Raw genomic sequence first — 21,704 nt, forward strand, 5'->3', positions numbered from 1 at the left:
GCCACCGCCGCCGACCAGCGAGGCGCCGCCGCCCCCACCGCCGCCGACCAGCGAGGCGCCACCGCCACCGCCGCCCACCAGCGAAGCGCCGCCACCCACCAGCGAGGCGCCGCCGCCGCCGGTGATCCCCACGCTGCCGTACCCGACCATCCCGGGGCTGCCGTTCGTCCCCGCCCCACCGGGGCTCGGCACCTGACCAACGCCGCGCGGTTGTTGGCAATATCCTGGCGATAGAGCAGTTATTTGCCACCGCGCTGCTACGGTGCGTCCATGCACACCGTCGCGGTGCTGGCGCTGCCGGACACCATCGCCTTCGACCTCGCCACTGCTGTCGAGGTGTTCGGTCGGGTCCGATTGGCCGGTGGCGCACGGGGTTACGAGGTGCGGGTGTGCGGCACGGCGCCCGAGGTGACCGCCGGCCCGCTGCGCATCGGGACCGACCTCGGGCTCGACGCGCTGGCCGGCGCGGACACCGTCGTGGTGCCGGGCCGCGACGACATCGTGCTGCCCCCACCGGACGGCGTGCTCGATGTCCTGCGCGGGGCGTACGCGGCCGGCGTCCGCGTCGCCTCCATCTGCACGGGCGCCTTCACCCTGGCCGCGGCCGGTCTGCTCGACGGCCGGCGGGCCACCACGCACTGGCTGGCCGCCGACGCGTTCCGGGCGGCCTTCCCGGCGGTGCACCTCGACCCCGACGTGCTCTATGTCGACGAGGGGCAGATCCTCACGTCGGCCGGCGCGTCGGCGGGGCTGGACCTGTGCCTGCACATGGTGGCGAGCGATCACGGTGCGGCCGTGGCCGCGGACGCGGCCCGGATGGCGGTGGCGCCGCTGCACCGCAGCGGCGGCCAGGCCCAGTTCATCGTGCGCAACCGCGCCGGCGCCCGCCGGCTGGCGGAGCGGACCGAACTCGATGACGTGCTGGCGTGGATCGAACAGGAAGCCCACCGGGATCTCACGCTCGCCGACATCGCCCGCTACGCCGCGCTGAGCGTGCGAACCCTCAACCGCCGGTTCCAGGCCGAGACGGGGCAGACCCCGATGCAGTGGTTGACCGGGGTGCGGGTCCGCCACGCCCAGCAGCTGCTGGAGACGACGTCCTACGGCGTCGAACGGATCGGCCGGGAGGTCGGGTTCAGCTCGCCGGCGAATTTCCGCGAACAGTTCCGCCGATTGACCGGTGTGCCACCGGTTAACTACCGCAACACGTTTCGCGACCGCGCCGCCGGCTGACTCACCGCGGCTTCGGGCGCTTGTGCAGCACCACGTGTGCCAGCGGCAGACGCGTCGGTTCCGGTGCGGCGCCCAGCCGGGCGCCGATACCGGCTTCGAGCCGGTCGGCGATCTCGCCGGCGCGCGGATCGGCCGGTCCGCAGGTCAGCGCGGCAAGCAGGGTGGGGAACACCGCGGCGCGGGCGAACCCGGCCCACTGGGCACCGAACGCGTTCGCGTCCTTGTCTTTCCGGTACTGGTCGTGGAAGCGGTCCTCGCCGTCGAAGACCTCGAGGTGCTCGATCTCGAGCCGTTCGAACCGGCCCGACGGCGCGAAGGGCGCCAGGAAGTCCGCACCGCGGCGGCCGACGGTGGGGATGGTCATCCGCTGCCGCTCGTCGTCGCGGACCAAACCGCTGCCGGTGAGCTCGTCCAGGGCGTCCATCAGCGCCGCCAGCAGCGGCCGGAAGCCGGTCTCCCCGTCGTCGGCGACCGCCATCGTCATCACCACCAACCTCCCGCCCGGGCACAGTTCCCGTCCGCGGAAGGCGATGAACTCGTGCCAGTCGTGCGCGGCCTGGCGGGCGTAGGCGGCGCGGACGGCCTCGTCGGCGGTGCCGGACACGTGCACGTGGTCGGGGACGGGTGCGGGTACGTGGCTCAGCCACTGCACCGCCCACGACGACCAGCCCAGGTTGACGCTGTTGGACGGCAGGATCTGGGAGTAGAACGAGCGCCCGACCGCCGAGGCGAACGATGCGTTGTCCTTCTGCAGGTAGGAGTCCGGATCCTCGGTCAGCGTGCGGAACATCGCGGTGAAGTCGTTGTCGGGCACATCGGTGTGGGTCACCAGCACCGAATGCTCGGCGGTGGTGCGAGCTCGTACCACGGTGAGCGCCGCGCAGATCGGCAGCAGCGAATTGTGCCCGGTGGCGGCGCCGTAATCCGCGATCACGATCGGCTGCGGCGGCCGGGGCAGCGGCACCCGCCGCGCGGCGTCCTCGAACAGCGCGATGGCCGGACGCAGGCCGGCCGCACGCAACCGCGAATTGGCGGTGTACGAACCGCTGTCCGGTGGCTCCGGGCGGACCACCACACTGGACTCACGCACGATCGGGACCCTTCGTCGCGACGACCCACCTCCGACGGTAACCGCCGGAGGATGGTCGCGCGCGGGAAACCTAGTGGCCTCTGGCCACCCAATCGTCATAGTGGACGATCTCGTCGCCGACGGTGGTGGTGTCGCCGTGGCCGGTGTAGACGACCGTCTCGCCGGGCAGCGTGCCGAGCCGCCCGGAGATCGACTCGAGGATGGTCGGGAAGTCCGAGTACGAGCGGCCCGTCGCGCCCGGGCCGCCCTGGAACAGCGTGTCGCCGGAGAACACCGCGCCCAGGTCCGGGGCGTACCAGCACACCGACCCGGGGGAGTGGCCGGGCGTGTGCAGCGCCCGCAACTCCACGCTGCCTGCGCGCAGCGTCGCGCCGTCCTCGACCGCCCGGAAGGTCTTGTCGGGGTGCGTCATCTGCCACAGCACGTCGTCGGCGGGGTGCAGCAGCACCGGTGCGTCCAGCGCGGCGCCGAGTTCCGGCGCCACCGTCACGTGGTCGTTGTGGCCGTGCGTGCAGATCACCGCCACCACGTTGCGGCCGCCGACCGCCATCACGATCGGTGCGGCGTCGTGGGCGGCGTCGAAGACGATCACCTCCGAGTCGTCGCCGACGACCCAGATGTTGTTGTCGACTTCCCAACTGCCGCCGTCGAGTTCGAAGGTGCCGTGGGTGACCACCCGTTCGATGCTCACTTGAACACCACCACCGAGCGCAGCACCTCACCGGCGTGCATCTTGTGGAAGGCGTCTTCGATGGCGTCGAGGCCGATGCGTTCGGAGACGAACTTCTCCAGCGGCAGCCGGCCCTGCAGGTAGAGGCTGATCAGGGTGGGGAAGTCACGTTCGGGCAGGCAGTCGCCGTACCAGGACGATTTGAGCGCCCCGCCGCGGGAGAAGAAGTCGATCAGCGGCATCTCCAGGCGCATGTCGGGGGTCGGGACACCGACCAGCACCACGGTGCCGGCGAGATCCCGGGCGTAGAAGGCCTGCTTCCAGGTCTCGGGGCGCCCGACGGCGTCGATGACCACATCGGTGCCGAACCCGTCGGTGAGGTCCTGAATCGCGGTGACGACGTCATCGACGGTGCGGGCGTTGATGGTGTCGGTGGCGCCGAACTCCCGCGCCCACTGCAGTTTGGTGTCGTCGGTGTCGACGGCGATGATCCTGCGCGCCCCGACCAGCGCGGCCCCGGCGATCGCGGCATCGCCGACCCCGCCGCAGCCGATCACCGCGACCGTGTCATCACGATTCACCGCGCCGGTGTTGATGGCCGCCCCGATCCCGGCCATCACTCCACAGCCCAGCAGGCCGGCGACCGCGGGGTCGGCGCCCGCGTCGACCTTCGTGCACTGGCCCTCGTGGACCAGGGTCTTGTCGGCGAAGGCGCCGATGCCCAGCGCGGGGGTCAGTTCGGTGCCGTCGGTCAGCGTCATCTTCTGCGCGGCGTTGTGGGTGTCGAAACACAGATGCGGTCGGCCCCGCTTACACGCCCGGCACTGCCCGCACACCGCCCGCCAGTTCAGGATCACGAAATCCCCCGGGGCGACGTTGACCACACCCTCGCCGACCGCCTCCACGGTGCCGGCGGCCTCATGGCCCAACAGGAACGGGAACTCGTCGTTGATCCCGCCCTCGCGATACGTCAGGTCGGTGTGACACACCCCGCACGCGATCACCTCGACCACCACCTCACCCGGGCCCGGATCCGGGATCACGATCTCCACCACCTCGACGGGCTGTTGCTTGGTTCGAGAAATCACACCGCGCACTGTCTGACTCATGCCTGAACCCTAATGCCTCGCCGGATTGTCGGAACGCTGGCCGCAGCCGCCGCAGCGGGCGAAAATGCTCGGCAACGGGTCCATTCCAGGGAGGGACCGAACGACATGACCGCGCTCACAGACGCCCACACCGAGGTGCTGCTCGCCGCCCGCGCCGCCCACGCCCGCCGCGACTGGCACGGCTCCTACTCCGGCTTCGTGCGCGCCAGCGCGGTGGCACCGCTGAGCGTCGACGACCTCGACGCGCTGTCGGTGGCGGCCTGGCGGATCGGGGAGGCGAAGGAGGCGGTCCGCGTCGCCGAGCGGGTGTTCAGCCAGTTGGTGCGCACCGACCCCGACGCCGCGGCGATGAAGGCGATCGACGTCGCCCTCACCTGGCTGACCCGCGGCGACCTGAACATCGCCGCCGGCTGGATGAACCGGGCGCGCCGGCTGCTGGAGGGCGCGCCCGACAGCCCGGCGCAGGGCTACCTGACCTACCTCGACGTGATCTTCGCGGTGCTGTCCAACGACTTCGAGGCGGTCGCGGCGCGGGTCGCTGAGCTACGGGCGGCCAGCGCGCGGTTCGACGTGCCCGCACTCACCGCGCTGGCGATGGTCGCCGAGGCCATCGACGCCGTGTACGCCGGGCGGATGGCCGACGCCGGCGGCCTGCTCGACGAGGTGATGCTGCCGCTGCTGGCCGACGACGTGCCGATCGACTGGGCGGGTGACATCTACTGCATCGTGCTGACCGTGTGCCACAAGGTGGCCGACCTGCCGAGGATGCGGGCCTGGGTGCGGTCGATGGAGCGGTGGTGCGCGCTGGCCGGTTCCGACACCTACGGCGGGGTGTGCGATGTGCACCGGCTGCAGGTGCGCGCCGCCACCGACGACTACGGAAGCCTCGAGGACCAGCTGGCCGCGGCCAGCCAGGCGCTGGAGAGCGTGAACTCCTGGGCGGCCGGCGAGGGCTTCTATCAGCTCGGCGAGGTGCGCCGGCGGCGTGGCGACGCCGACGGCGCCTTCGCCGCGTACGCCAGGGCCCGCGCCCTCGGGGTGGAACCGCAACCGGGTGAGGCGCTGCTGCGCTGCCGGCAGGGGCAGAGTCAGGCGGCGTGGACCGACCTGCGGGTGGCGCTCGCCGGTGAGGGGCGGCTCGACCGGATGCGGTTGCTGCGCGCCGCCGTCGAGCTCGCGCTCGCCCGGTCACAGTTCGACGAGGCCGAGCAACACTGCCGCGAACTCGAGGAGGGTGCCGCGGTGTTCGGGACGCCGGGTTTCCGGGCATGGGCAGCGCACGCCCGCGGGGCGCTGTGCGTCCAGCGCGGGCAGTACGCCGAGGCGCTGGAGCGGCTCGGTACGGCGCTGCGCGAGTATCGCACCCAGCAGTCACGGTTGGAGACGGCCGAGGTGTACGAGTGGATGGCCCTGGCGCACCGGGCCCTCGGCGACGAGGCGACCGCCGCCGCGGACGCGGCGACCGCCGAGAGCATCTACGCCCAACTGGGCATCGAGTCGTCGGCGGTGTGCGGCAACCCCGCCCCCGGCGGCCTGACCAGACGGGAGACCGACATCCTGCGCCGGATCGCCGCCGGCGGCGCCAGCAACCGTCAACTCGCCGAGCAGTTGTTCATCAGTGAGAAGACGGTCGGCCGGCATCTGGCCAACATCTACATCAAACTGCAGGTGTCCTCCCGCACCGCCGCGGTCGCGTGGGCCCATCAGCACAACATCGTGTAGACGCCGCGCGGGGAAATACATCATTCACCGCATCCGCCGGACCCCTTCGCCCGGTTAGGTTTCCGGGCATGACCACCATTGACGACACCACTGCCACCGAGGAATTCGCCGGGCGCATCGTCGCGGCGATCGACAGCGCGAGCGTGGCGATCCTGCTCTCGATCGGCCATCAGACCGGTCTGTTCGACACCATGGCCGGCCTCCCGTCGGCGACCAGCACCCAAATCGCCGACGCCGCCGGGCTCAACGAACGCTACGTGCGGGAGTGGCTCGGCGGTATCGCGACCGCGGGCGTCGTCGAGTACGACGCAGCGACCCAGACTTACGCGCTGCCGCCCGCGCACGCCGCCGTCCTCACCCGCGCGGCCGGTCCGGACAACCTGGCCCGGGTCGCCCAGTTCATCCCGCTGCTCGGTGAGGTGGAACAGAAGATCGTGCAGTGCTTCCGCACCGGTGGCGGCCTGCCCTACAGCGCCTACCCGCGCTTCCACACGCTGATGGCCGAGGAGAGCGGCGAGGTGTTCGACGCCTCGCTGGTCGACACCATCCTGCCGATGGCCGAGGGCCTGCCCGCCCGCTTGACCGCCGGCGCCGACGTCGCCGACATCGGCTGTGGCAGTGGGCATGCCATCAACGTGATGGCCCAGGCCTTCCCGGCCAGCCGGTTCACCGGCATCGACTTCTCCGAGGAGGGCCTGCACGCCGCGCGCACCGAGGCGCACCGCCTCGGCCTGACCAACGCGTCGTTCATCGCACAGGATGTCGCCGCGCTGGACGTCACCGACGCCTACGACGTGATCACGGTGTTCGACGCGATCCACGATCAGGCCCAGCCCGCGCAGGTCCTGGCCAACATCCACCGTGCGCTGCGGCCCGGCGGGGTGCTGCTGATGGTCGACATCAAGGCGTCCAGCCGGCTCGAGGACAACGTCGGCGTGCCGATGGCGGCGTACCTGTACACCGTGTCGACGATGCACTGCATGAGCGTGTCGCTGGGCCTCGACGGCGCCGGGCTGGGTACCTGCTGGGGCAGGCAGTTGGCCACCTCGATGCTGGCCGATGCCGGCTTCACCGAGGTGGACGTCCGCGAGATCGACACCGATCCGTTGAACTTCTACTACATCTGCCGGAAGTAACATTCCGTCGCGTGCTGGCACAGATCGCAGACTGGCCGGTCCGCACCGCCGCCGCGGCGGTGGTCGGGCCGGCCGGTATCCTCGCCGACCACGGCGACACCACCCACCGGTTCCGGCTCGCGTCGGTGACCAAACCGCTGGTCGCCCGTGCCGCGCAGATCGCGGTCGAGGAGGGCGCCGTCGACCTGGACACCGAGGCGGGCCCGCCGGGGTCCACGGTGCGCCACCTGCTTGCGCACACCGCCGGCTACTCGATGCACTCGGCCGACACGATGGCCTCACCGGGTGAGCGGCGGGTGTACTCCAACTACGGCTTCACCGTGCTGGCCGAGACGCTGCAGGAGGCCTCGGGCATCGACTTCGGCCGGTACCTCGGCGAGGCGGTGTTCGAGCCGCTCGGCATGTCCGACAGCACGCTCGACGGCGGAACGGAGGCGGCCGGCTACGGCGCGTACTCCACGGTGGCCGACTTGAGCGCGTTCGCCGCCGACCTGTTGACGCCGCGGCTGGTCTCCCAGCCGATGCACGACGACGCGACCAGCGCGCAGTTCCCGGGCGTCGACGGGGTGCTACCCGGTTTCGGCGTGCAGCGGCCCAACGATTGGGGGCTGGGTTTCGAGATCCGCGGCCGCAAGTCGCCGCACTGGACGGGCGCGGCCAACTCCCCGCGCACCTTCGGGCACTTCGGCCAGTCGGGGACCTTCCTGTGGGCCGATCCGCAGGCCGGCGTGGCGCTCGTCGTGCTGACCGACCGGGATTTCGGCGACTGGGCGTATGACGTGTGGCCCGCCGTCTCTGATGGAGTCCTGAGAGAATTCGCGGCACACTAGCGCAACACCCGCCTCACAAGGCACAATAGACACGCACGACACAGCTGTAATTTCGGATTCTCGCAGGCCGTTGGGGAAGACGTCCCTCGTGGAGCCGAAGGAGCAGCAGATGCGTGCGTCGAACCAGTTCGCCGACGCGACGACAGGCGTGGTGTACGTGCACGCCTCACCCGCGGCGGTGTGCCCACATGTCGAGTGGGCGTTGTCGTCGACCCTGTCGGCGCGCGCCAACTTGAAGTGGACCCCGCAGCCCGCCATGCCCGGGCAGCTGCGGGCCGTCACCAACTGGGTGGGGCCGGTCGGTACCGGCGCCCAGTTGGCCAATGCGTTGCGCTCGTGGTCGGTGCTGCGCTTCGAGGTGACCGAGGATCCCAGCCCTGGAGTGGACGGCCACCGCTGGTGCCACACCCCGCAGCTCGGGCTGTGGAGCGGCGCCATGGGCGCCAACGGCGACATCATGGTCGGGGAGATGCGGCTGCGCGCGCTGATGGCCTCGGGCGCCGACGTGCTGGCCGCCGAACTCGACACCGTTCTGGGCACCGCCTGGGACGAGGCGCTCGAGCCCTACCGCGACGGCGGCGCGGGCGCGGAGGTCAGCTGGCTGTCCCGCGGAGTCGGATAGGTCTGAGGACGCGCAAGGCGTCCGGCACCGCGGACACCTCGACCGGCAGCGGACAGACGTATTCGCCGTCGGCGTATGCGTTGATGCCGGGTGAGTCGACAGTGATCGTGCGCGCCCGCGCGGTGCGGACCTCGTCGAGGTGAACGTGGGTGCCCTTGAACACCGTCGGAAACAGCCGGATCAGTCTGCTGCGCGATGCCGACGCCACCATGGTGGCGTCGAGGAGCCCGTCGGTCGGATCGGCGTCCGGGCAGATCAGCATGCCGCCGCCGTAACTGCGGGTGTTGCCGAACGCGGCCAGCGTCAGCTCGGTCTCGACCACCTCGCCGTCGAAGCTCAGCCGGAACGGCAACAACCGGAGTTTGGAGAGCTCGGCGACCATCGCGAGGTTGTAGCGCATGCGCCCGTGCGGCCAGGTCATCCTGTTGGTGCGGTCGGTGACCAGCGAGTCGAAGCCCGCCGCCATCACCGTGCCGAACCACCGGTCGGTGCCGTCCGCCCCGCGGATCCGGCCGAGGTCGACCGTGTCGGCGACGCCGTCGACCACCACGTCGGCCGCCGCTTCGGGGTCGCGCGCCGGGATGCCGAAGGCGCGGGCGTGGTCGTTGCCGGTGCCCGCCGGGATGATGCCCAGCGGGATGTCGGTGCCGGCGAGCACCTGCAGCGCCAGCGAGATGATGCCGTCGCCGCCGACCACCACCAGCGCGTCCATCCCGCGCTCGAGCGCACCCTCGACCAGCCGGCGCGCATGGTCGGCGTCGGTGCCGGCGATCGCGACGACGTCCACCGCGCGCCGGTGCAGTTGGGCGACCGCGCGTTCGGCGGCGTGCGGGGCGCTGCCGTGCCCGGACGCCGGGTTGGTCAGCATGGTGACCCGGCCGATCATGGAATGAGCTTGCCCGGGTTGAGGATTCCGGCCGGGTCGAGGCGGGCCTTCACCGCGCGCAGGATCTCCACGCCCAGCTCGCCGACCTCCTCGACCATCCACGGCCGGTGATCCGCGCCGACGGCGTGGTGGTGGGTGATGGTGCCGCCGGCGCGCATCATCGCCTCCGAGGCGGCGGCCTTCGCCGCGCGCCACTGCTCGATCGGGTTGCCGCGCTGCCCGGCGACGACGGTGAAGTACAGCGAGGCGCCGGTGGGGTAGACGTGCGAGATGTGGCACAGCACCAGCGCGGGAGTGCCGGACCGGCCGAGCGCGGTGGTGAGCGCCTCGGTGACGGCGGCCTTGAGCGCCGCGACGTTCGACCAGGTGGTGGCCGTCTCGAGCGTTTCGCACAGCGCACCGGCCGACAGCAGCGCGTCGCGCAGGTACGGCGCCCCGAACCGGCCGTGCTCCCACGCCCGTGCGGGCTCCTCGCCCAGCGACGTGCCGCCGTGTGCGGTGAGGACCGCGCGGGTTTCGGCGTGGCGGCTCTCGGCGTGCGCGGGCGTGCCCTCGAACACGGTGACCGCCAGGCAGCCCCCGGTGATGCGCTGTTCGCCGATGCTCTCGGTGGTGGCCAGATTGACGCCGGTTTCGGCCTCGTCGGACAGCCGGATCACGGTCGGGCCGGTGCCGGTCTGGGTGACGGCGCGCAGCGCCGCCGCGCCGGTGGCGAAGTCGGGGAACGACCAGGCCTCGTATCGGGTGGCTTCCGGCACCCGGTGCACGCGCACCCGGACCCGGGTGATGACGCCGAACACCCCCTCTGAGCCGACGATCAGCTGCCGCAGATCGGGGCCGGCGGCCGACGCGGGCGCCCGGCCGAGATCGAGGACGCCGGCCGGGGTGACGGCCCGCAGGCCGCGCACCATGTCATCGAAGCGCCCGTACCCGGCGGAGTCCTGACCCGAGGACCGGGTCGCGGCGAACCCGCCGATGGTGGCGAAGCAGAAACTCTGCGGGAAGTGCCCGAGCGAGAACCCGCGTTCGCCGAGCAGTCGCTCGGCCTCCGGTCCGGTGACCCCGGCGCCGAACTCCGCCTCGCCGGACTCCTCGTCGAGCCGGTGCAACCGGTCGAACCGGCGCAGGTCAAGCGACACCACCGCGGAGAACTCACCGCGGACGGGGTCGAGCCCGCCGACCACGCTGGTGCCGCCGCCGAACGGCACCACCGCGATCCGCTGGGCACTGCAGTGCGCGAGGATCGCGGCGACCTGATCCTCGTCGCCGGGCAGCAGCACGGCGTCCGGGGCGTCCTGTGGGCGGCGGTCGCGGCGGCGCAGCAGATCCGGAGTCGATTTCCCGCCGGCGTGCAACAGCCGGCCGACGTCGTCGGTCCGGCAGTACTCCGCCCCGACGATCCCCGCCAGCGCCGCGCGGTCGGCGTCGGCCAGCGCCGACGGGCAGACGGCCACCTCCTCCAGCGCGAGGCTCGGTGTCATCCCCTCACCGACACCGAGCGCCTGCTCGAGCAGGGATCGGATGCCGTCCGACAGCGGTTTCGCGGCGGCCGGATCGCCCCAGGCGTCCCACTTCATCGGCGGCAGCAGGGCGGTGGAGTGCTCACTCGAAGCGGACATGCGTTACAGTATTACACATGCTGTCAATCCGTAATGACCGGTCGGTCGAGGAGCGGATCCTCGACGCCGCTGCGGCCTGCGTGGTCACCTACGGGGTCGGCCGCGTGACGCTGGCCGAGATCGCCCGCCGGGCCCGGGTCAGCCGGCCCACGATCTACCGCCGCTGGCGGGACACCGACGCGGTGCTCGCCGCGCTGCTGACCGCCCGCATCACCGGCGTGCTCGACGACGTGCCGAGCGCCGGGGGCGGCAGGGCAGCGCTGGTCGACCGCATCGTGCAGGTGGGGGAGCGACTGCGCACCGACGAGATCGTCGGATCGGTGATCCACAGCGCCCCGGAATTCGCGATGGTCTACATCAGCCGGCGGCTGGGCACCAGCCAGCAGATCCTCATCGACGCCCTGGCCGAGGAGATCGAAGTCGCCCAGGACGACGGCAGCGTGCGCGCCGGCGAACCGCGCCAGCTCGCGGCCATGTGCCTGCTGATCACCCAGTCCACCATCCAGTCCGCGCAGATGGTCGCTCCGTTGCTCGACGCCAACACCCTGTCGGTGGAGCTGCGCCGTTCGCTCGACGGGTACCTGCGACCGTGAGGGCCGCCCTGCACGCCGGCCGCCGCGCCGCCGAACTGACCGCGCTCGCCGACGGCGCCCCGCTCGACGTGCTGGTGATCGGCGGTGGCATCACCGGGGCCGGCATCGCGCTCGACGCCGCGACCCGCGGTCTGACCGTGGCGCTGGTGGAGAAGCACGATCTGGCCTTCGGCACCAGCCGGTGGAGTTCGAAGCTGGTGCACGGCGGGCTGCGCTATCTCGCCAGCGGCAACGTCGGCATCGCCCGCCGCAGTGCCACCGAACGCGGAATCCTGATGACCCGCAACGCACCTCACCTCGTCTCGGCGATGCCCCAGCTGGTGCCGCTGCTCCCCGAGATGGGCAGGCCCGCCCGCACGCTGGTGCGCGCCGGCTTCCTGGCCGGGGACGGGCTGCGCCGGCTGGCCGGCACCCCGGGCGCGACGCTGCCGCGCTCCGGACGGGTCGGTGCCGCGCGGGCCGCCGAGCTGGTTCCCGCCGTCCGGCGCGACGGGTTGGCCGGGGGGTATCTGGCCTACGACGGTCAGCTGATCGACGACGCCCGGCTGGTCACCGCCGTCGCCCGCACCGCCGCCCAGCACGGCGCCCGCATCCTCACCCGGGTGAGCGCGTCGGCCGCGACGGCGACCTCGGCCCGGCTCACCGACCAGCGCACCGGCGAATCGTTCGACGTGTCGGCCCGCGCGGTGATCAACGCGGCCGGTGTGTGGGCCGGCGACGTCGACCCGTCGCTGCGCCTGCGCCCGTCGCGGGGAACGCATCTGGTGTTCGACGCCGCCGCGTTCGGCAACCCCGCTGCGGCGCTGACCATCCCGATTCCCGGCGAACTCAACCGCTTCGTGTTCGCGATGCCCGAACAGCTGGGCCGGGTCTACCTCGGGTTGACCGATGAGGACGCCCCCGGGCCGATCCCCGACGAACCGCAACCGTCGCCCGCCGAGATCACGTTCCTGCTCGACACCGTGAACACCGCGCTGGCCACCCGCCTCACCCCCGGCGACGTCCGCGGCGCCTACGCCGGCCTGCGCCCGCTGATCGACACCGGCGCCGGCCGCACCGCCGACATCTCGCGCGACCACGCGGTCACCGAATCCCCGTCGGGCGTCCTCAGCGTCATCGGCGGCAAACTCACCGAATACCGCTACATGGCCGAAGACGTGCTCGACCGCGCCGTCGCGGTGCGCGGGCTGACCGCGGGCCCGTGCCGCACCCGGGACCTGCCGCTGGTCGGCGCGCCGGCCAACCCGGTGTGGGCCGGACCGCCGCCGGCGCCGCTGCCGCCGTCACTGGTCGCCCGCTTCGGCGCCGAGGCGTCCCACGTGCTCGCCGCGGCGCGCTGCCCGCGGCCCACCGACCCGGTGGCCGACGGAATGGACGTCATCCGCGCCGAATTCGAGTACGCCGTCACCCACGAGGGCGCGCTGAGCGCCGACGACGTCCTGGACCGCCGCACCCGCATCGGGCTGGTGGCGGCCGACCGCGACCGGGCGTTGCCCGCCGCACGGGAAATCATGGCCGCCCTGGTGGAGTGACAGAGATCACAATCGGGTAGTCCATCCGGATGAGTGCAGCACCCACCCTCAAAAAGGCGCTCAACCAGCGCCAACTGCGGATGATCGCGATCGGCGGCGTGATCGGCGCCGGCTTGTTCGTCGGCTCCGGAGTCGTCATCGGCGACACCGGACCCGGCGCATTCCTCACCTACGCGATGAGCGGCGTCCTCATCATCATGGTGATGCGCATGCTCGCCGAGATGGCGGTGGCCAAACCCTCGACGGGATCGTTCGCCGACTACTCGCGCGACGCGCTCGGCGACTGGGCGGGCTTCTCGGTCGGCTGGCTGTACTGGTACTTCTGGGTCATCGTCGTCGGATTCGAGGCGATCGCCGGGGCGAAGATCGTGCAGTACTGGATCGACATCCCGCTGTGGCTGTGCGCGCTGATCTTCATGGTGCTGATGACCGCGACCAACCTGTTCTCGGTGAAGTCCTACGGCGAGTTCGAGTTCTGGTTCGCCGGCATCAAGGTCGCGGCGATCCTGGCGTTCATCGCCATCGGCGCGTGCTACGTCCTGGGACTGTGGCCCGGCAAGTCGGCCGACTTCTCGAACCTGGTCGACAACGGCGGGTTCATGCCGATGGGCTTCTCGGTCATCACGGTCGGCATCGTGACCGTCATCTTCTCGATGGTCGGCGCGGAGATCGCCACCATCGCCGCGGCCGAATCATCGGATCCCGAACGGGCGGTGGCCAAGGCCGCCAACTCGGTGATCGTGCGCATCCTGCTCTTCTACGTCGGGTCGGTGCTGCTGGTGGTGACCATCCTGCCGTGGAACAACGAGGGGCTCGCGGCGTCGCCGTTCGTCGCGGCGTTCACCGAGATGGGCATCCCGTACGCCGACCACATCATGAACGCGGTGGTGCTCACCGCGGTGCTGAGCTGCCTCAACTCCGGCATGTACACCGCGTCCCGGATGCTGTTCGTGCTGGCCGCGCGCCGTGAGGCCCCCCCGTCACTGGTCCGGGTGACCCGGCGCGGGGTGCCGGCGATCGCGATCCTGGCGTCCTCGGTGGTCGGCTTCCTGTGCGTGATCGCCGCCGCGGTCGCCGAGGAGACGATCTTCGCGTTCCTGCTCAACTCCAGCGGCGCGGTCATCCTGTTCGTCTACCTGCTGATCGCGGTCTCCCAGATCATCTTGCGCAGGCGCACCCCTGATTCCGAACTGCGCGTGAAGATGTGGCTGTTCCCCGTGCTGTCGATCCTCACCGCGCTGGCGATCTTCGCGATCCTGGTGCAGATGTTCCTCGACTCGAGTCTGCGCTCGCAGCTGGTGCTGAGCCTGGTGTCGTGGGGTGTGGTGCTGGTGCTGTTCGCCGCGAACAAGTGGTTCGTCAAACGCCGGCCGACCCCAGAGGGCGTCAGCGCCACCGGCACTCCGCACCGGGTGCTGGTGCTGGCCAACCAGACCGTCGACTCGACCGAACTGCTCGACGAACTGCGCCGCATCGGCGCCGACCAGGACACCCGCTACTTCGTCGTGGTGCCGGCGAGCCCCATCGAGACCGGGGCGGCCGCCACCCACGGGCCGCTCGACGTCGCCGACGCCACGCAGAAGGCCGCGACAGCCCGGTTGGAGAACACGCTGAACGCGTTGCGCTCCGGGAACTTCCACGCCGACGGCCGGCTCGGGGACCAGCGGCCGCTGCGGGCGCTGAGCACCGCGGTCAGCGAGTTCGACCCCGACCAGATCGTCATCTCGACGCTGCCGCCCGAGCACTCGGTGTGGCACCGGTTCGACGTCGTGGACCGGGCCCGCGCCCAGCACAAGGTCCCGGTGACCCACGTCGTGGCCACCCCGGTCGGGGCCGCGCAGGCCGCGCCATGACCATCGTCGCCGGGTTCAGCGCGAGCCGGCAGGGGAGCGCACCGTTGCACCTGGCCGCCGAACTGGCCCGGTCCGCGCGCACCCCGGTCATCGCGGCAGCGGTCGTCGAGCGGCCGTGGCCGCCGCGCGGCGACCCGGTCGAGGACGAATACCTCGACTACGTGACCGCTGCGGCGCGGACATCGCTCGAGCGGGTGGTCGGCGGGCTCGCCGGCGACGTCGAGGTGTCGGTGGTGGTGCACCGGGCGACGTCGGTGCCCGCCGGCCTGACCGAACTGGCCGCCCATCACCGCGCCGAGGCCGTGGTGGTCGGCTCGTCCTCCTCGGGTCTGTTGGGCCGGGTGGCGCTGGGCAGCGTGACCGACCGGATGGTGCACACCGCGGCGGTGCCGGTGGCGATCGCCCCGCGCAGTTACCCGCCGAGCCGGCACCCGATCGGCCGGCTGACCGTTGCCTACGGTGGCCACGCCGATCTGGGCCGGGTGATCGAGACCGCGGCCGAGCTCGCCGAGCGGTGGTCGGTCCGGCTGCGGATCGCGTCGTTCTCGGTACGCCCGGTCGCGGTGTTCAGCGGGTCCATCGAACCGTCGGCGGAGCGCCTGGTCGTCGAGCAGTGGTCGCGGCGCACCGCCGACGAGGTCGCCCGGCAGCTCGACGACGTCCGCGTGTCCGTCGCCGCCGACGTGGAGATCGTGGTGGGGGTGTCGCACGACTGGCGCGGAGCCGTCGAGGACGTCGCGTGGGAGCCGGGCGACCTGCTGCTGCTGGGTTCGGGTGCGGCCGGCCCGACAGCGCAGGTCTTCCTCGGTTCGGCCGCCGCGAAGATCCTGCGGCACAGTCCCGTTCCGGTGATGATCGTGCCCAGGCGCTGACCCGGGCCCGACGGCCTATGACGCCATCGCGTCGTACAACCGCGCGATGTCGGCCGGTGCCACGTCGACCTGGCACTGCTGCCGCAGCGCGCGCAGCGGCTGCGCGATCCGTTGCAGATCCGCCCACTCCTGGGGATGCGCGACGAAGTAGTTCCGGATCGCGGCCTCACCGCCTGCACCCTGCGCGCCGGCGTTGGTGATGACGTCGTTCGCGCCGGGATGGCTGCTGAGGTACTGGCCGGTCTGGGCGGAGACGGAACCCAGTGTGCTGCTCAATCCCGCTGCGGTGCACTGCGGCTGCGCGGCGGCCGTCGGCAGGGCGATGGTGGCGGAGGCGAGCCCCAGCAGGGCGCCGGTCACTACAGCGCCGCCCAGTCCGCGACGCGCGGCAATGCCAGATGTGAACATTCGAAAACCCCTTGATGTTGGCGGTGATCCACTCCCCGACACCACCGGCCACGTTACGCGCAACGAGCGCGCGTGCTGGGCAGACGCAGAAATCCCCGGCACGCGGACGGCGTGCCGGGGACTTCTGAAGTGTTCTGCGCTGTGCGGCTTACAGCGGGATGTTCTTGTGGCGACCGCGGCGGGCGGGCGCCTCGGCCAGGGCCTGGGTGACCTTGCTGCGGGTGTGCGAGGGGTCGATCTTCTCGTCCACCACGCCGATCTCGATGGCCGAATCCACTCCGCCGGCGATCTTCTCGTGCTCGGCGGCCAGCTGCTCGTGCAGCGCCTCGCGCTCCTCCGGCGCGGCGGCGGCCAGCTTCTTCTTGTGCAGGATGCCGACCGCGGCCTTGGCGCCCATCACGGCGACCTCGGCGTCGGGCCACGCGAACACCTTGGTGGCGCCCAGCGACCGCGAGTTCATCGCGATGTACGCGCCGCCGTAGATCTTGCGGGTGACCAGCGTGACCCGCGGAACGGTGGCTTCACCGAACGCGTGCAGCAGCTTGGCGCCGCGGCGCACCACGCCGCCCCACTCCTGGTCCACACCGGGCAGGTAGCCGGGGACGTCGACCACGACCACGAGCGGGATGCCGAACGCGTCGCACAGCCGCACGAACCGCGCCGCCTTCTCCGCACTCTCGGAGTTCAGGCAGCCACCGAGGCGCAGCGGGTTGTTGGCCAGCACACCGACGGAGCGCCCGGCCAGCCGGCCCAGGCCGACCACCATCGACGGCGCCCACTTGGCCTGGAACTCCTCGAACGGGGTCCCCTCATCGAGCAGCGCGTTGACCAGCGGGTGCACGTCGTAGGCGCGGCGGGCCGAGTCGGGCAGCAGCGCGGTCAGGTCGGTGTCACCGGCCTCGGCCTTGGTGCGGTCGAAATGGCCCTGCTGGCAGAACAGGCCGACCAGGCGGCGGCCGCGCTCGTAGGCGTCGAGCTCGTCGTCGGCGACGATGTGGCACACGCCCGACTTCTTGTGGTGGGCCTCGGGGCCGCCGAGCGACACCATGTCGACGTCCTCGCCGGTGACGCTGCGCACCACGTCGGGGCCGGTGACGAAGACCTTGCTGTCGGGGGCCATGACGATCACGTCGGTCAGCGCCGGGCCGTAGGCCGCGCCGCCGGCGGCGAAGCCGACGACCACCGAGATCTGCGGGATGTAACCGGACGCGCGGATCATGGCCTCGAAGACCAGGCCGACGGCGTGCAGCGCCTTGACGCCTTCGGCGAGCCGGGCGCCGCCGGAGTGCCAGATCCCCACGATCGGGCTCTGCTCCTCGATGGCGGTGTCATAGGCGTTCACGATGTGGCGGCAGCCTTCGATGCCCATGGCGCCGCCCATCACGGTGCCGTCGGTGCAGAAGGCCACGGTGCGCACACCGTTGACGGTGCCGGCCGCGGCCAGCACACCCGAGCGGTCCCGCTCGTGCAGCAGCTCGACGCTGCCGTCGTCGAAGAATGTGCGCAGGCGCAACAGCGGGTCGCGGGGGTCGAGCGTCTCGCCGACAGCCTCGGGGGCCATGATCGTCATCCAATTCCTCCTATGCCCGTTCCGATGTCGGCTGACCTTCGAGAAGTGGGGGTTGTCAGTACTTCCCGAAGGCGAGCGCGACGTTGTGCCCACCGAATCCGAACGAATTGTTGATGGCGTACTGGTAGTTTCCGGGCCGCGGAGAGCCTGCGACGACGTCGAGGTCGATCTCCGGATCCAGGTTCTTGAGGTTGAGGGTGGGCGGGATGACGCCGTTGCGCAGCGCCAGCACCGTCAGGATCGATTCGACCGCGCCCACGGCGCCGACCGAATGTCCCAGCGCGCCCTTCGGCGCGTACACGGCGGGCTTGTGCCCGCCCATGGCGTTGTTGATCGCCTTACCCTCGGCGACGTCACCGACACTGGTGCCGGTGGCGTGCGCGTTCACGTGGTCGATGTCGCTGGGCTGCAGCCCGGCGAGTTGAATCGCGCGCGTCATCGCCCAGCCGGCCTGTTCGCCGTTGGGGTCGGGCGCCACGATGTGGTAGCCGTCCGAGGTGACGCTGGCGCCCATGATGCGGGCCAGGATCGTCGCGCCGCGCGCCTTGGCGTGCTCCTCGGTCTCGATGATCATCAGCGCACCGGCCTCGCCGAACACGAAGCCGTTGCGGTCCTTGTCGAACGGGCGGCACGCGCCGGCCGGATCGTCGTTGGTGGTGGACAGCACGATGCGCATCTGGGCGAAGCCGGCGATCGGCACCGCCTCGATCCTGGTCTCGACACCGCCGCAGATCGCCATGTCGGCCTCACCCAGCACGATGTTGCGCCAGGCCTGGGCGATGCCCTCGGAACCGGAGGCGCAGGCCGAGACCGGGGTGATGACCCCGGCCCGGGCCTTGCGCTCCAGACCCACCGCGGCAGCCGCCGCGTTGGGCATGTACATCTGCACGGCGAGCGGAGAGACGGCCCGCAGGCCCTTCTGCCGCATACCGTCGTAGCTGAACACGAGCTCCTCGGTGGAGCCCATGCCGGTGCCGATCGACACCATCAGCCGGCGGGGGTCGACCTCCGGGTTCCCGGCGTTCTCCCAGACCCGGCGCGACAACACGGTCGACATCTTCTGCAGGTACGACAACCGGCGCAGTTCGACCCGCGTCAGCTCACCGTCGAAGTCCTCCAGCAGATGGCCGCCGATGCGGACCGGCAGGTCGTACTCCTCGACGAACGGATCCTCCAGACGGCGGATGCCGCTCTGCCCGTCGAGCAGACGCTGCCAGGTGGTCTCGGCGTCGGTGGCCAACGCAGTCGTCATGGCAACGCCGGTGACGACCACGTTGGGGAAACCGTTCCCTGTCGAGAGCCTTGCTGACCCCGCCATTACTGCTCCGTACTTTCTTTCCCGCTGCCCGGTCGGATGTCAGTAACGACCGAAGGCCAGGGCCACATTGTGGCCACCGAATCCGAACGAGTTGTTGATGGCGTACTGGAAGTCGCCGTACCGTGGCTCGCCTGCAACGACATCGAGATCGATCTCGGGATCGGGCGTCTCGTAGTTGAGGGTCGGCGGGATGACGCCGTCGCGCAGCGCCAGCACCGTCAGGATCGACTCGAGCGCACCGACCGCACCGATGGAGTGGCCGAGCGCCGACTTCGGCGCGTACACCGCGGCGTGCTCCACACCGGCGACGCGGATGGCGTTGGCCTCCGCGGTGTCGCCGATCGGGGTGGCCGTGGCGTGGGCGTTGACGTGGTTGATGTCCTTGGGGTCGAGCCCCGCGGTCTCCATCGCCCGCTTCATCGCCTGACCGGCGCGCAGTCCGTCGGCCGCCGGGGCGACCATGTGGAACGCGTCGGAGGTGATGCCCGCGCCCATCAGGCGGGCCAGCGGCTTGGCGCCGCGGGCCAGGGCGTGCTCCTCGGTCTCGATGACCATGAGCGCGCCCGCCTCGCCGAACACGAAACCGTCGCGGTTCTTGTCGAACGGCCGCGACGCCCCTTCCGGGTTGTCGTTGCGGGTCGACATGGCCCGCATCATCGAGAACGCCGCGATCGGCAGCGCCTCGATACCGCCCTCGACACCGCCGACCACGGCGATGTCGGCGTCACCCATGACGATCTGACGCCAGCCGTGGGCGATGGCCTCCGAACCCGACGAGCAGGCCGACACCGGGGTGATGACCCCGGCGCGGGCGCCGAGCTGCAGACCGATCACCGCGGCCGCGCCGTTGGGCATGATCATCTGCACGGCCAGCGGCGACACCTTGCGGGGGCCGCCCTCATTCATCGCGTCGTACGTCTCGACGATCTTCTCGCCGCCGCCGAGACCGGTACCGACCACGACCGCGAAGCGGTCCGGGTCGACCTCGGGCGTACCCGCGGTCTCCCACAGCTGGCCACCGAGGAACTTGGCCATGCGCTGGACGTACGACATACGCCGCATGTCCAGCCGGGTCATGTGGTCGTCGATCGCGTCGACGAGGTGACCACCGATGCGGACCGGGAGGTCCCACTTGGTGACGAACTCGTCCTCGAGGACGCGGATACCGCTCTCGCCGGCGAGCAGGCCCTTCCACGTGCTCTCGATGTCCGCCGCGATCGACGTGGTCGCCGTGACGGCGGTCACGACGACGTTGGGGAAACCGCCGTTAGCAGTGGAAGGTCGGGTCACTGGTCGGTCGCAAACTTCTCGCGCAGCGCAGCCGCGGCCTCGGGGTTCTCTTCCTCGAGCTTCTGGATGTAGGCGACGACGTCACCGACGGTGCGCAGGCCCGCGAGGTCCTCGTCGGGGATCTTCACGCCGTACTTGTCCTCGGTCTGCACGGCGATCTCGACCATCGACAGCGAGTCGATGTCCAGGTCGTCGACGAAGCTCTTCTCCGGGGTGACCTCGGACGGCTCGATACCGGTGACCTCTTCGATGATCTCGGCGAGACCGGCGATGATTTCTTCCTGAGTGGCGGGCACGATGGCTCCTTCTATCTCGGTTGTTACTTCGTTGATGTGACGATCGATGTGGTGTGGATCCGGGCGGACTAGAGCGACGCGAGTCCGTCCAGGTCCGCGGGGGCTTTGACGGCGTGCGTCGGCGTGCCCTTCAGCTCCCGCTTGGCGATGCCGACCAGCGTGCCGGCCGGCGGGAACTCGACGAGGGCGGCCACCTGGCGCTCCCGCATGGTCGCGGTGCACAGATCCCAGCGCACCGGCCGGGTCAGCTGGGCCACCAGCTTCTCCATGGCGTCGGCGCCCGACGAGACCGGCTGCCCGTCGGCGTTGCTGAGCAGCGTGGCGGTCGGCTCGGCCGGGGTCACCGCGTTGGCCGCGGCGGCGTACCCGTCCAGGGCCGAGGCCATGTACCGGGTGTGGAACGCCCCGGCGGTCGCCAGCTTACGGACCCGCGCCTTGGCCGGCGGATCCTCGGCGAGCTTGTCGAGTGCGGACACCGCACCGGCGGCGACGATCTGGCCGGCGGCGTTGCGGTTGGCCGGCACCAGGTCCAGCGCCTCGAGGCGGGCCAGTACCTCGGCCTCGTCGCCGCCGAGCACGGCGGCCATGCCGGTGGGCTCGACCGCGCAGGCCTTGGCCATCTCGGCGCCGCGGGTGGCGGCCAGCTTGATCGCGTCGTCCGAGGTGATGACGCCGGCGATCGCGTAGGCGGCGATCTCACCGACGGAGTGGCCGGCCACGACGGTGTCCCGTCCGGCCAGCAGCTCACGGCGGGTCAGTTCGTCGTGGGCGAGCAGCGTGGCGGCGACGACCAGCGGCTGGGTCACCGCGGTGTCGGTGATCTCCTCGGCCGTCGCGGTGGTGCCGAGCCGGACGAGGTCAAGGCCGCTGATCTCCGACCAGGCGGCCAGGCGGTCGGCCGCGCCGGGGAGTTCGAGCCACGGCTCGAGCATGCCCGGCGTCTGCGAACCCTGTCCGGGCGCGAGCAGCGCAATGAGTCCTTGAGGCACGTCTCTAAGAGAACACTGTGAAGACGACTTCGCGCCGTGTAAGAGATTATGAACCTTGTCTTATGT

At 71.0% G+C, this 21,704-nt stretch carries 20 protein-coding genes and 1 pseudogene; 10 read left to right on the forward strand and 11 right to left on the reverse strand.

Annotated features, from left to right (window positions below; all coding sequences use genetic code 11):
• Together E4P42_RS03095 and E4P42_RS03100 are read left to right on the forward strand one after the other, a co-directional pair.
• A pseudogene (locus E4P42_RS03095) lies at positions 1 to 196 on the forward strand (molecular chaperone); the annotation flags it as partial.
• Between the two features lie 74 nt (positions 197 to 270).
• Positions 271 to 1,233 carry a GlxA family transcriptional regulator gene (locus E4P42_RS03100; protein ID WP_135122920.1) on the forward strand — a complete coding sequence of 321 codons (963 nt, stop codon included), beginning with the start codon at positions 271 to 273 and terminating at the stop codon, positions 1,231 to 1,233.
• A 1-nt stretch (position 1,234) separates the two neighbouring features.
• On the opposite strand, the gene E4P42_RS03105 is transcribed toward E4P42_RS03100, so the two are convergent.
• The 3 genes from E4P42_RS03105 to E4P42_RS03115 all read right to left on the reverse strand — a co-directional run bounded on the left by E4P42_RS03105 (position 1,235) and on the right by E4P42_RS03115 (position 4,102).
• Entirely contained in the window at positions 1,235 to 2,323 is a 1,089-nt protein-coding gene (locus tag E4P42_RS03105) for an SAM-dependent methyltransferase (protein ID WP_135122922.1), read from the reverse strand.
• 70 nt (positions 2,324 to 2,393) lie between these two features.
• A complete protein-coding gene (locus E4P42_RS03110; RefSeq protein WP_135122924.1) occupies positions 2,394 to 3,014 on the reverse strand; it encodes an MBL fold metallo-hydrolase in 621 nt (206 codons plus the stop codon).
• The gene (locus tag E4P42_RS03115) at positions 3,011 to 4,102 is read right to left on the reverse strand and encodes an S-(hydroxymethyl)mycothiol dehydrogenase (RefSeq protein WP_135122926.1); all 1,092 of its coding nucleotides are present in this window, start codon (positions 4,100 to 4,102) and stop codon (positions 3,011 to 3,013) included. Before E4P42_RS03115 ends, E4P42_RS03110 begins: the two co-directional genes overlap by 4 nt.
• A 105-nt stretch (positions 4,103 to 4,207) precedes the next feature.
• On the opposite strand from E4P42_RS03115, the gene E4P42_RS03120 reads away from it, so the two are divergent.
• From E4P42_RS03120 to E4P42_RS03135, 4 genes are all read left to right on the forward strand, one after another.
• A complete protein-coding gene (locus E4P42_RS03120) occupies positions 4,208 to 5,824 on the forward strand; it encodes a LuxR C-terminal-related transcriptional regulator (protein ID WP_135122928.1) in 1,617 nt (538 codons plus the stop codon).
• A gap of 68 nt (positions 5,825 to 5,892) precedes the next feature.
• Positions 5,893 to 6,960: a class I SAM-dependent methyltransferase gene (locus tag E4P42_RS03125; RefSeq protein ID WP_135122930.1), complete on the forward strand. Its 1,068-nt coding sequence runs from the start codon at positions 5,893 to 5,895 to the stop codon at positions 6,958 to 6,960.
• An 11-nt stretch (positions 6,961 to 6,971) separates the two neighbouring features.
• Positions 6,972 to 7,790: a serine hydrolase gene (locus E4P42_RS03130; protein ID WP_135122932.1), complete on the forward strand. Its 819-nt coding sequence runs from the start codon at positions 6,972 to 6,974 to the stop codon at positions 7,788 to 7,790.
• Between the two features lie 109 nt (positions 7,791 to 7,899).
• Positions 7,900 to 8,412, forward strand: a complete 513-nt coding sequence (locus tag E4P42_RS03135; protein WP_135122934.1) for a DUF3145 domain-containing protein — start codon at positions 7,900 to 7,902, stop codon at positions 8,410 to 8,412.
• On the opposite strand, the gene E4P42_RS03140 is transcribed toward E4P42_RS03135, so the two are convergent.
• Entirely contained in the window at positions 8,384 to 9,298 is a 915-nt protein-coding gene (locus tag E4P42_RS03140) for a diacylglycerol kinase (protein WP_135122936.1), read from the reverse strand. The genes E4P42_RS03135 and E4P42_RS03140 overlap by 29 nt on opposite strands.
• Positions 9,295 to 10,875 (reverse strand): FAD-binding oxidoreductase, encoded by a 1,581-nt coding sequence (locus tag E4P42_RS03145; RefSeq protein WP_135123417.1) that lies wholly within the window; start codon positions 10,873 to 10,875, stop codon positions 9,295 to 9,297. Before E4P42_RS03145 ends, E4P42_RS03140 begins: the two co-directional genes overlap by 4 nt.
• Before the next feature lie 59 nt (positions 10,876 to 10,934).
• On the opposite strand from E4P42_RS03145, the gene E4P42_RS03150 reads away from it, so the two are divergent.
• Genes E4P42_RS03150 through E4P42_RS03165 form a run of 4 tightly spaced genes read left to right on the forward strand, consistent with a single transcriptional unit; the run spans position 10,935 to position 15,767 of the window.
• A complete protein-coding gene (locus E4P42_RS03150; RefSeq protein ID WP_135122938.1) occupies positions 10,935 to 11,510 on the forward strand; it encodes a TetR/AcrR family transcriptional regulator in 576 nt (191 codons plus the stop codon).
• Positions 11,507 to 13,042: a glycerol-3-phosphate dehydrogenase/oxidase gene (locus E4P42_RS03155; RefSeq protein ID WP_135122940.1), complete on the forward strand. Its 1,536-nt coding sequence runs from the start codon at positions 11,507 to 11,509 to the stop codon at positions 13,040 to 13,042. Before E4P42_RS03150 ends, E4P42_RS03155 begins: the two co-directional genes overlap by 4 nt.
• A 29-nt stretch (positions 13,043 to 13,071) precedes the next feature.
• Positions 13,072 to 14,895, forward strand: coding sequence for an amino acid permease (locus tag E4P42_RS03160; protein ID WP_135122942.1), 1,824 nt, complete (start codon positions 13,072 to 13,074; stop codon positions 14,893 to 14,895).
• Complete coding sequence (locus E4P42_RS03165; RefSeq protein ID WP_135122944.1) at positions 14,892 to 15,767, forward strand: universal stress protein; 876 nt, start codon at positions 14,892 to 14,894, stop codon at positions 15,765 to 15,767. The genes E4P42_RS03160 and E4P42_RS03165 overlap by 4 nt, the downstream gene beginning before the upstream one ends.
• Positions 15,768 to 15,782: 15 nt before the next feature.
• Here E4P42_RS03165 and E4P42_RS03170 read toward each other — a convergent pair whose 3' ends face one another.
• From E4P42_RS03170 to E4P42_RS03195, 6 genes are all read right to left on the reverse strand, one after another.
• Entirely contained in the window at positions 15,783 to 16,175 is a 393-nt protein-coding gene (locus E4P42_RS03170) for a heme-binding protein (RefSeq protein WP_135122946.1), read from the reverse strand.
• A gap of 148 nt (positions 16,176 to 16,323) precedes the next feature.
• Entirely contained in the window at positions 16,324 to 17,745 is a 1,422-nt protein-coding gene (locus E4P42_RS03175) for an acyl-CoA carboxylase subunit beta (RefSeq protein WP_135122948.1), read from the reverse strand.
• A gap of 55 nt (positions 17,746 to 17,800) precedes the next feature.
• A complete protein-coding gene (kasB, locus tag E4P42_RS03180) occupies positions 17,801 to 19,063 on the reverse strand; it encodes a 3-oxoacyl-ACP synthase KasB (protein WP_135122950.1) in 1,263 nt (420 codons plus the stop codon).
• Between the two features lie 39 nt (positions 19,064 to 19,102).
• Positions 19,103 to 20,353 (reverse strand): 3-oxoacyl-ACP synthase KasA, encoded by a 1,251-nt coding sequence (kasA, locus tag E4P42_RS03185; RefSeq protein WP_135122952.1) that lies wholly within the window; start codon positions 20,351 to 20,353, stop codon positions 19,103 to 19,105.
• A complete protein-coding gene (acpM, locus tag E4P42_RS03190; RefSeq protein ID WP_135122954.1) occupies positions 20,350 to 20,649 on the reverse strand; it encodes a meromycolate extension acyl carrier protein AcpM in 300 nt (99 codons plus the stop codon). The genes kasA and acpM overlap by 4 nt, the downstream gene beginning before the upstream one ends.
• Before the next feature lie 68 nt (positions 20,650 to 20,717).
• Complete coding sequence (locus tag E4P42_RS03195; protein WP_256371141.1) at positions 20,718 to 21,638, reverse strand: ACP S-malonyltransferase; 921 nt, start codon at positions 21,636 to 21,638, stop codon at positions 20,718 to 20,720.
• Positions 21,639 to 21,704: the final 66 nt, after the last annotated feature.

The sequence above is a fragment of the Mycobacterium sp. PS03-16 genome (assembly GCF_004570325.1).
Classification (GTDB): domain Bacteria; phylum Actinomycetota; class Actinomycetes; order Mycobacteriales; family Mycobacteriaceae; genus Mycobacterium.